This is a genomic window from Emticicia sp. (assembly GCF_043780375.1).
In the GTDB taxonomy this organism is placed as follows: Bacteria; Bacteroidota; Bacteroidia; order Cytophagales; family Spirosomataceae; genus Emticicia.
On the sequence record NZ_JAYWCU010000198.1, the window covers coordinates 1 to 10443 of the forward strand.

Here is a 10443-nt window from a genome sequence, read left to right on the forward strand (position 1 = left end):
CAATAATTTTTAGGCGACATACATTCACAATATCATAGTTTTTTTCTATTTTTACTTCTAAATTTAACCCTAAACCATTATCATGGAAAAGCCATCTACCGCACGCATTGCTCTCAAATGGGGCTTAGTTACAGCAATCCTGATTATTATTTATACCGTCATTTTATACATGACAGCTCTTTTCAAAAATCCATCTCTGTCCTGGATAAGTTTTATATTGCTTTTAATTGGAATAATTATGGCTTTGCGTGAGTTTAAATTATTGAACAATGGTTTTATGAGCTTTAGTGAAGGTCTTGGTGTTGGTACGTTGATGAGTGCCGTTACAGGTTTAATTGGCTCAATTTTTAGTTATATTTATACTAATTTCATCGATACAACTATTATGCAGCAAATGAGTGACCTGCAAAGAGATCAAATGGAATCAAGAGGAATGTCATCTGAGCAGGTAGATCAAGCAATGGAAATGGCAGCAAAATTTACCTCGCCCAGTCTAATATTTTTGTTTGGCATTCTGGGTTATGTACTATTTGGATTTATATTTTCATTAATCGTTTCTGCTATTATCAAGAATAGTAAACCCGACGTTGAATTTTGATTGGTCAATAGACAACAGACGATAGTCTATAATTAATTCAAGTTCGTAAATTCAAAAAATCGCAAATCCAGTTTATAATGCTCGCTATCTTCCGAAAAGAACTCAATAGTTTTCTCAATTCTCTTGTTGCCTATATCGTAATCGGTGTATTTTTGGTGCTTGTTGGACTTTTTACATGGTTTTTTGATTCAAATATATTGGATTATGGCTATGCCGATTTGAATAATTTCTTTCAACTGACACCTTTTATATTTGTTTTCTTGATTCCTGCAATTACAATGCGGTCATTTTCGGAAGAATTTAAAACTGGAACAATAGAGTTGCTTTTTACAAAACCTCTGACCAATTGGCAGATAATTTTAGGGAAATTTTTCGCAACTTTTCTCTTGATTATTGTTGCATTATTACCTACATTATTATACTATTATTCTATTTATCAGTTAGGAAATCCGAAAGGAAATATTGATTCGGCGGCAGTTTTGGGTTCTTATTTAGGACTTTTACTACTTGGCGGAGTATTTGCTTCCATTGGGCTTTGGGCATCGTCAATGACTGATAATCAGATAGTTGCATTTATTATCGGAGCCGTTTTAAGTTATTTTCTCTACGACGGAATCAATCAATTTGCCAATATTTTTAATGGAACAACTCAATATTTTATTAATTATTTGGGATTAAGCTATCATTACGATTCACTTGGAAGAGGACTGATTGACTCACGCAATGTTTTGTTTTTAGTAAGCATAATTTTCTTGATGCTTTTTTTAACAAAACTACAATTAACTGCAAAGAAAAAATAGGTTTTTGATGTAAGTTTTCGAAAATCATTCACTCGTATACACTTAAAATCACTCATTCAATTATTGGCTATATGCAACTTCCAATCTATCAAGTAGATGCTTTCACCGATAAACTTTTTGGTGGAAATCCAGCAGCCATAGTTCCTCTAAAAACTTGGTTATCCGACGAATTGATGCAAAAAATTGCTTCTGAAAATAATCTTTCTGAAACTGCTTTTTTTGTGCAATCCGAAAAAGATCAAACTTCGAATCGTTTTCATATTCGTTGGTTCACTCCCACCATTGAAGTCAATTTATGTGGACACGCTACTTTGGCTACTGCATTTGTCATTTTCAATGTTTTAAAAAATGCAGAACAAACCATTCTTTTTGACTCAAAAAGTGGTGTTTTGAAAGTCAGAAAAGATGGAAATTGGCTTGAATTAGATTTTCCTTCACAAACAATTGCTCCATCTGAAGCACCCGAAGGCTTAATAGAAGGCATTGGTAAACAACCAATAGAAATTTACCGAGCTTCCGACGATTATTTATTGGTTTATAAATCTCAGAAAGATATAGAAGAAATCTCGCCTATATTCAATACTTTAAAACAAGTAAAAGCTCGTGGTGTAATAATAACAGCAAGAGCTAAATCTAAACGTTTAGACTTTGTTTCAAGGTTTTTTGCTCCCGGCTCAGGCATTGATGAAGACCCTGTAACTGGTTCGGCTCATACTAAATTAGTACCATATTGGGCAAACATTTTGGGTAAAAATGAACTTATTGCTGAACAAATTTCTGCACGAAAAGGCTTCCTAAAATGTAAATTAGCTGGCGATAGAGTTTTGATGGCAGGAAAAGGAAAGCTATTTCTGAAAGGGAAAATTATTGTATAAAACAAAAATAGTTTCTTTTATAATTGTCGATAGCAATAAACTATGCTTTTTCTTATTTGGTAAGTAAAACCATAAATTATTGACTGTTGGATAATGATTCTAAAAACAAATATCTCAAAACACTTGACACCCCCTATCTCGATGTTGTACCTTTACGACCTAAAAGTATTAGGTTGAGTAATATTTCTTCGCCTAAATTTCTTCATGTAAGATAAAAGCACCCCAAAACATGAATGAGATCAAACAAAAAGTCTCTGTTAACTAACAGAATTGGGAATAAATTAAGATGAAACTTTCAGAATTTAAACTTGACCTTCCGCATAGTCTTATTGCAATGCACCCACACGAACAACGTGATGGAGGTCGCATGATGGTTATAAATCGTAAAACCAAAAAAATCGAACACAAAATGTTTAAAGACATTGTTGATTATTTTGGTGAGAAAGATACCATGGTTGTCAATAATACAAAAGTTTTTCCTGCACGTTTATATGGTTCAAAAGAAAAAACAGGAGCAAAAATTGAAGTTTTCTTACTACGTGAGTTAAACCGTGAGATGAGACTTTGGGATGTTTTGGTTGATCCTGCTCGCAAGATTCGTGTTGGTAATAAATTATATTTTGGTGATAGTGATTTGGTTGCAGAGGTAATTGATAACACAACTTCTCGTGGTCGTACTATTCGTTTTTTGTTTGATGGTTCGCACGAAGACATGATGAAGGCTGTTCATGAATTAGGTGAAACTCCCCTCCCGATTGACATCATCAAACGACCTGTGACTGATGAAGACCGTGTGCGTTATCAAACTATTTTTGCCGAAAACGAAGGTGCAGTAGCAGCCCCAACTGCAGGTATGCACTTCACAAAAAATGTTCAACGCCGAATGGAACTCAAAGGTATAAACTTTTGCCCAATCACTTTGCACATTGGTATTGGTACTTTTCGCCAAGTAGATGTTGAAGATTTGACAAAACACAAAACGGACTCAGAAAATTTCTTTATTCCTCAAAGCACTTGCGATATTGTGAATCGCTCGATTGACAATGAAGCGAGAATTTGTGCGATAGGTACAACTTCCATGAAAGCGATTGAATCGTCGGTTTCGGCAAATGACCATTTAAAACCAGTGGACAATGGTTGGACAGATAAGTTTATATTTCCTCCATTTGAGTTTAAAATTACCAATGCTCTTTTGACCAATTTTCATTTACCAGAATCAATATTATTGATGACGGCTTGTGCATTTGGTGGACATGAGTTAATTATGCACGCTTACAACGAAGCCATCAAAGAAAAATACAAATTCTTTACTTATGGTGATGTGATGTTGATATTGTAGCCCCACTCAACCCTCGCCAGCGAGCTGGCGAGGGCTTTTTTATGCTCAGATGAATTCACATGAAAAATTTGCAATAATTGTAGCTGGCGGTAGTGGTAGTCGTATGAAAAGCGAAACTCCCAAGCAATTCTTACCACTGGCTGGCAAACCAATTTTATTACATACTGTTGAAAAATTCCTGCAAATACCTGATATTCAACTAATTATCGTTCTTCCCAAAAACGACATTGAATATTGGCACAAAATCGCCCATTCAAATTCTATTGTTCAAAAAAATACAGATTCACTCATCATTATCGTTGGTGGAGCTACAAGATTTCAGTCTGTCAAGAATGGTTTGAGCCAAATTAAATCTGATGGTTTGGTGGCTGTTCATGATGGAGTAAGACCTTTGGTAAATCTTGAAATAATTCAAAACTCGTATTTGGTAGCAGAAAAATATGGCACCGCTGTTGCCAGTGTTTGGGTAAAAGATTCGGTAAGAGAAGTAAATAGCAATGGCGAAAATTTGGCACTTGACCGCACCAAGTTGAAACTTATACAAACCCCTCAAACATTTCGTATAGGTTTAATCAAGAAGGCATTTGAAGTAGAAGAGCAAAGTTTTTTTACCGATTGTGCCAGCGTTCTGGAGTATTCGGGCGAAAAAATAACCTTAATTGATGGTGCTTACGAAAACATTAAAATTACAACACCTGAAGATATGATTGTTGCAGAAGCAGTGCTGGCAAATAACTATTGACAGTTAAATTCAAACTTCGATTCAGCAGAAAGCGTTTTATTTTGGTTTTCAAGAATAATTTTCATTGATATTGGAAAACCTCGTTCGTTGGCTGACGTTTCCCTGATAGTTCGGAGTTCTGGCACTTCTTTTAATTCTGTACCTTTAAGAGTGAAAAATTTTGTTGAACGAATATTGTTACCTCCAAAAGGGATAAAGGCATAAAGAGGGCGAATGAGCCAATACAAACGAATCTCAGGAATTCCTTCAAAAAAATTACGATTATCATCAAAAGTATGTTCATTCAAAGTTGGTAAACTGCCATAATCTGACCTATATATTCGATAAGGATTTCCATTTGCATCATATTCTATGCTCCGATTGACACCCAATAATCTCAATCCTGTTGCACTTATTGGACGTTTTTGAGCATCATATTCAAAAACAATTTCATCATTTATTACTCCATTAGTCTTTTGTGTAGATTTAATTGCCATTCCAGATGTGTCATAAGTCAAATCAAATCGAGATATTTTATTGATATTCGATTCATCACGAAAAGCAGAAACTTTACCCAAAGAATTATATTCATAAAATATCTTAATCCGACCTGATGTATCTTTTGCATTTTTTACATCGTAACTATTTATCAACTCTATGCGATTATCTTTCACGGTAATCAAATCATAGTGAATTAAATTTGTAGCAGGATATTCTGTAATGAACTTTGTCAGTTGGCAAATAGGCGATTGCTCATCTTTTTTGCAGGAAAAAGAAATGATACATAAAAATAAAATGAATGCTATTTTTCGCATATTTTTGAAATTATTTCCTTATTAAACCAAAAAAAGTTCGTCATTGTTATTATCAGAACAGAATAATATTTGTATTTCCAATTTCAATGACGAACAAAATCGTCTTGATGCTGCATAATATCAGCCAAAGGATTCAAAATACTTTTACTAAAAGCCATTCTGGCATTATTTTAAGTAAAATTGCTACTAAATAATATCTTTTAGTAATATATGCTACCTTCTTTTTCGAGCTAACCGCCTCAGCAATTTGAAGAGCAGCTTTTTCGGAAGTTGAAACCCAAAACATTCCTTTATTTTGTTTGGTCATGGGGGTATCTACAAAACCTGGACGAATATCAGTTACAGCAATTTGATGCTTGTACTTTGCCGAACGCATTCGCAAACCCGACATGTAATTAGTCATAAATGCCTTTGAAGCATGATATTCGGGAGCATACGCACTACCCGTAAGAGCCGCCAAAGAAGAAACTCCAACCAATTGCCCTCCACCATTTTGCTGAAAATATTGATAAGTCCAATTTGCCAAAGCCATAAAACCACGAACATTGATATTGATTGTTTCTATTTCTTGTTCAAAAGTGGCTTTCGGAAAACCCACACCTGCATTAATAATGACAATATCAAAACCACCCATTTCAATTGCAAGGTCTTGCATTGTTTTTCTTGATACTTCATAATCAGTTACATCCATTGCTCGAACATGAATTTTTGTATTTGGAAATAATTCTTTTATTTCTTCTAGCAAAGCAATTCTTCTGCCAGTAATAGCGATTTCATAGCCTTTGGAAGCATAAAGTTGTGCCAATGAACGTCCAATGCCTGTTGTTGCACCAATGATTATTATTTTCATGGTTAAAGTAAAATGTGATTACAGGAAAATCAAGTAGAATACTTCTGTAGTTTGCTTATCTTTGTTGGTCAAATGTAAGAAATTCATTCAATACTCAAAATATATTTCATGCAAAAAAGACTCTCTGCTAACGAATACATTAAAGGGATTTTGGCTGGTGATAGAATAATTCTTAGCAGAGCTATTACTTTGATTGAAAGCCAATTGGCTCAAGATAAAAGTTTGGCTCAAGAAGTTTTGGAGAAAATTCTGCCTTTTTCAGGAAAATCTATCCGAATTGGCATTACGGGAGTGCCTGGTGTTGGCAAAAGCACTTTTATTGAAGCTTTTGGTAAAAATATTACTACTCAACACAAAAAAATAGCGGTACTTGCAATCGACCCGAGCAGTCAGCGGACAAGTGGGAGCATTATGGGCGATAAAACTCGCATGGAAGAACTTTCCCATGAGTCAAACGCTTATATTCGCCCATCTCCTTCAGGAAATTCGCTTGGTGGCGTAGCAAACAAAACCCGCGAAACAATATTATTGTGTGAAGCAGCAGGTTTTGAAGTGATTATTGTTGAAACAGTGGGCGTTGGGCAGTCTGAAACAGTAGTAAAAGGTATGGTTGATTTCTTTTTATTACTAATGCTTTCGGGAGCAGGTGATGAGCTACAAGGAATCAAACGAGGAATTATGGAAATGGCTGATGTAGTTGTCATCACAAAAACCGATGGAGACAATGTACAAAAAGCAAAAAATGCTCGAATGGAATATGTTCATGCTTTACATCTTTATCCTCCTACGCCAAACAAGTGGTACCCACCTGTGCTTACTTGTTCAGCTTTAGAAAAAACTGGTCTTACAGAAATTTGGGAAATAGTTTTGGAATTTTCTTCAAAAATGCAAGAAAATGGTTTTTGGAAAAATAACCGTCAAGAGCAAAGTTTGGCTTGGATGTACTCTTATATAAGACAAAGCTTAGAAAGTAAATTCTTTGATAATCAATCAATTAAAAAGATTATCCCTACAATTGAAGAAAAAGTCTTGTCGGGTGAGTTATTGCCAATTCAAGGAGCAAAGGCATTATTTTCATTGATTGAATAAATTTAAACAACCAATCATTCATATTTATTATTAAGTTTACAGGAGTTCTTACAATACAATTTGCTAAAAAGTTGTAATTTTGGGACGTTTTATAGTCTATTGTTAAGTGAGCAGATTTATTATTCTATCATTATAAACATTCAATCATTTACTTATTGCATTCATCTGTCCAATAAAATATGTTCTGGTATAACATTTCAAAAATCATATTAAAAAATCGTCGAATTTGGCTGACGGTGGTTTTCTTTACAACACTATTTATGGGTTTCATGGCATCGAAAATTACGATGTCGTATGAGCTGGCAAGGATTTTACCGAAAAGTGATGAAAATTTTAAAATTTATGAAGATTTCAAACAACGATTTGGTGAAGATGGAAATGTGATGGTGATTGCCATTGAAACTGATAAAATTTATGAGCTTAATACTTTCAATGAATGGTATGATTTGAATAAAAAAATCAAAAACATAGAAGGAATCAAGAATGTTTTATCGAACACAAGGCTATTTAGTGTAAAGAAAGACGACAGTCTAAAGAAGTTTATATTCCCTCCAATTGTATCTCAAAGACCTACAACTCAAACAGAAGTTGACTCTATCAAGGCTCAAATTGCACAATTGCCTTTCTATAAAGGTATTATATATAGTACCGACGGCAAAGCTCACTTGATGGCTGTTACATTCGACCAAGCTAAATTAAATAGTAAAGGCCGAATAGCAACATCACGAGAGGTACAAGCAGCAGCGGAAGCGTTTGGACAGAAAACTGGCATAGATGTACACTTTTCTGGAATGCCATTTATCAGAACAAACTTCATTTCAAAGGTTTCAAAAGAAATGACTATGTTTCTTGGACTGGCATTTTTGGTCACTATCGGTATTTTATATCTGTTTTTGCGTTCATTTAAAGTAGTGTTAATTACCGCACTTTTAGTTATTATTTCAGTCGTATGGTCAGTAGGATATATTGTAATATTGGGCTATAAAATTACTATTTTAACGGGTCTCATTCCGCCATTAATTATTGTTATTGGCATTCCAAATACCATTTTTATTGTCAACAAATTTCAAGAAGAGTTTCTGAAACACAGCGATAAAATGCGGGCATTGGCAGTTACAATTGAAAAAATTGGTAAAACCACTTTTCTTGCCAATGTTACAACTTCAATTGGTTTTTTTGTATTTTACTTTACAGGAAGCCCTCTTTTACTTGAATTTGGTTTAGTAGCTGCCATTTGTATTATGTCCACTTGGGCAATTTCATTGATACTTGTTCCTACACTTTTGAGTTATTCTGCTTCGCCAAGTGCTAAAAATGTAAGGCATTTGGACAACAAAAATATAACCCATTTTTTGAGGTTTGTCAATCGCATTGTTCATACTAAACGTACAATTTTGTATTGGTCTATCGGGGCCTTATTGATTATTTTTACGATTGGTATGACTCGCCTAAAAGCCATTGGATACATAGTAGATGATTTGCCAAAAAAAGACCCAATTTATGCTGATTTAAAATTTATTGAAAAGCATTTTCATGGTATTGTTCCTTTTGAAGTGGTGATTGATACTAAACGTGAGAATGGTGTGCTTAATCCACAGATTTTGAATAAAATCAAGGTCATGCAACGTGAATTTGCAAAATATAAAGATTTTACTAATCCGATTTCATTGGTTGAAGCAATCAAATTAGTTTATCAGGGTTATCGTGGTGGTGACCCCAAATATTTTCAATTACCTGGAGCTTTAGAACTACAAAAGTTGGCAGAATATGGTGGGACGGTGAAGGGAAAGGAAAGTCTTGCTGCCCCATTTATTGATAGTACTAAACGATTTACGAGGGTAAGTTTTCAGTGTGGCGACGCTGGAACTGTACGTATCAGGCAGTTGGTTGAAATCTTACAACCCAAAATTGATACAATCTTTAATTACGATAAAGAAGCTAAAGTTTGGTTACCAAAAGAAGAACAAATTGATGCCAAAATAACCGGGAATGGTGTAGTTTTTATGAAAGGAAACGACTATTTACTACAAAATTTAGTTGAAAGTACACTTTGGGCTATTTTGTTGGTAAGTATCGTGATGGCAACTCAGTTTTTTGATTTTAGAATGATTTTGATTTCGACCATTCCAAGTATTATTCCTTTAATTATCACGGCGGGCGTGATGGGATATTTTGGTATTCCTCTGAAACCTACTACAACATTAGTATTTAGTATTGCCTTCGGAATTTCGTCGGATGGTACCATTTACTTCTTAACAAAGTATAAAGATGAAATGAAAAATCATAACAAAACTGTATCTCAAGCCATCACCGAAACTATTATGTACACCGGTATAAGTATGTTTTATACGGCCATTATTTTGTTTTTTGGATTTGGCATTTTTGCTGCATCAAACTTTAAAGGAACTGTCTATCTTGGTACTTTAGTTTCGATTACCTTATTAATGGGAATGATTTCAAACCTAATACTTTTACCAGCATTTATTATGACTTTAGATAAAAAAAGAAGTAAATAAATAGCAAAAAAACATTAAACTTTTGCACAAAAGAGGCTGTTCTGTAAAAGAAGAGTCTCTTTCATTTTTTACAGAAAAAAGTTGATAATCAAGCTACACGAAGTATTTTTGAAAATATTACTTAAAAACAGCATTTAAATGATAAATTTTCATTGTGAAGAAATAGAATTCAAAGTAAAGCATCCAACTAAAATAAAACGTTGGCTTAAAGAAACCATTATTGCCGAAGGATTTGAACTTGCCGAAATCAATTATATATTTAGTTCAGACGAATATATTCATAAAATAAACCTCAAATATCTCGACCATGATACTTTGACAGATATCATAACTTTTGATAATTCGGAGATAGAGAATCTTATTGAAGGTGATATTTTCGTTAGTATTGACCGAGTAAATGACAATGCAAAAGATTTCAATAGCCCATTTGAGCAAGAATTGCGGCGTGTACTGGTACACGGCGTTTTACATCTTTGTGGCTATTTTGATAAATCTGTAGAGGATGAAAAACTGATGCGAATGAAAGAAGAATTTTATTTAAATCTCTGGTAAAAAGCATGATTGTCTAGTGATGAAATAAGTAATTACACAAACGGCTTATTAAATGGAAAGTAAGAATAAAAAATCTAAGATATGTTTATTTGAGTAAAACCATACATTTGCGACCTGATAATTTCAAATCGACTTACTAGGTTTAATAATTAAAATTGACTGTGTTTTGATTAAAAATTTCATTTTATGAGTACTTGGGCAAAATTAGTTTAGATTAAAATCTGAAAAATTGATTGTTACATTTTTGCCTAAATTTGCTAAAAACCGATTAACAGCATAGAAAAGAGA

10 protein-coding genes are annotated in these 10443 nt (G+C 33.8%); 8 read left to right on the top strand and 2 right to left on the bottom strand.

What is annotated here, in order from left to right; genetic code table 11:
• Positions 1–82 precede the first annotated feature (82 nt).
• The 5 genes from ACH2CJ_RS15785 to ACH2CJ_RS15805 all read left to right on the top strand — a co-directional run bounded on the left by ACH2CJ_RS15785 (position 83) and on the right by ACH2CJ_RS15805 (position 4354).
• Positions 83–598 (top strand): DUF4199 domain-containing protein, encoded by a 516-nt coding sequence (locus ACH2CJ_RS15785; protein ID WP_394993917.1) that lies wholly within the window; start codon positions 83–85, stop codon positions 596–598.
• Positions 599–675: 77 nt separating this feature from the next.
• Complete coding sequence (gldF, locus tag ACH2CJ_RS15790; RefSeq protein ID WP_394993918.1) at positions 676–1398, top strand: gliding motility-associated ABC transporter permease subunit GldF; 723 nt, start codon at positions 676–678, stop codon at positions 1396–1398.
• Positions 1399–1469: 71 nt separating this feature from the next.
• Positions 1470–2273 (top strand): PhzF family phenazine biosynthesis protein, encoded by an 804-nt coding sequence (locus tag ACH2CJ_RS15795; protein ID WP_394993919.1) that lies wholly within the window; start codon positions 1470–1472, stop codon positions 2271–2273.
• A 286-nt stretch (positions 2274–2559) separates the two neighbouring features.
• Positions 2560–3612 carry a tRNA preQ1(34) S-adenosylmethionine ribosyltransferase-isomerase QueA gene (queA, locus tag ACH2CJ_RS15800; RefSeq protein ID WP_394993920.1) on the top strand — a complete coding sequence of 351 codons (1053 nt, stop codon included), beginning with the start codon at positions 2560–2562 and terminating at the stop codon, positions 3610–3612.
• Between the two features lie 49 nt (positions 3613–3661).
• Complete coding sequence (locus tag ACH2CJ_RS15805) at positions 3662–4354, top strand: 2-C-methyl-D-erythritol 4-phosphate cytidylyltransferase (RefSeq protein ID WP_394993921.1); 693 nt, start codon at positions 3662–3664, stop codon at positions 4352–4354.
• On the opposite strand, the gene ACH2CJ_RS15810 is transcribed toward ACH2CJ_RS15805, so the two are convergent.
• Both ACH2CJ_RS15810 and ACH2CJ_RS15815 read right to left on the bottom strand, forming a co-directional pair.
• Complete coding sequence (locus ACH2CJ_RS15810; protein ID WP_394993922.1) at positions 4348–5148, bottom strand: hypothetical protein; 801 nt, start codon at positions 5146–5148, stop codon at positions 4348–4350. The two genes, ACH2CJ_RS15805 and ACH2CJ_RS15810, sit on opposite strands and share 7 nt — an antisense overlap.
• Before the next feature lie 133 nt (positions 5149–5281).
• Complete coding sequence (locus ACH2CJ_RS15815) at positions 5282–5998, bottom strand: SDR family NAD(P)-dependent oxidoreductase (protein WP_394993923.1); 717 nt, start codon at positions 5996–5998, stop codon at positions 5282–5284.
• Positions 5999–6106: 108 nt separating this feature from the next.
• On the opposite strand from ACH2CJ_RS15815, the gene meaB reads away from it, so the two are divergent.
• The 3 genes from meaB to ybeY all read left to right on the top strand — a co-directional run bounded on the left by meaB (position 6107) and on the right by ybeY (position 10155).
• Positions 6107–7087, top strand: a complete 981-nt coding sequence (meaB, locus tag ACH2CJ_RS15820) for a methylmalonyl Co-A mutase-associated GTPase MeaB (protein WP_394993924.1) — start codon at positions 6107–6109, stop codon at positions 7085–7087.
• A gap of 179 nt (positions 7088–7266) precedes the next feature.
• Complete coding sequence (locus tag ACH2CJ_RS15825; RefSeq protein WP_394993925.1) at positions 7267–9603, top strand: RND family transporter; 2337 nt, start codon at positions 7267–7269, stop codon at positions 9601–9603.
• 138 nt (positions 9604–9741) lie between these two features.
• A complete protein-coding gene (ybeY, locus tag ACH2CJ_RS15830) occupies positions 9742–10155 on the top strand; it encodes an rRNA maturation RNase YbeY (RefSeq protein ID WP_394993926.1) in 414 nt (137 codons plus the stop codon).
• Positions 10156–10443: the final 288 nt, after the last annotated feature.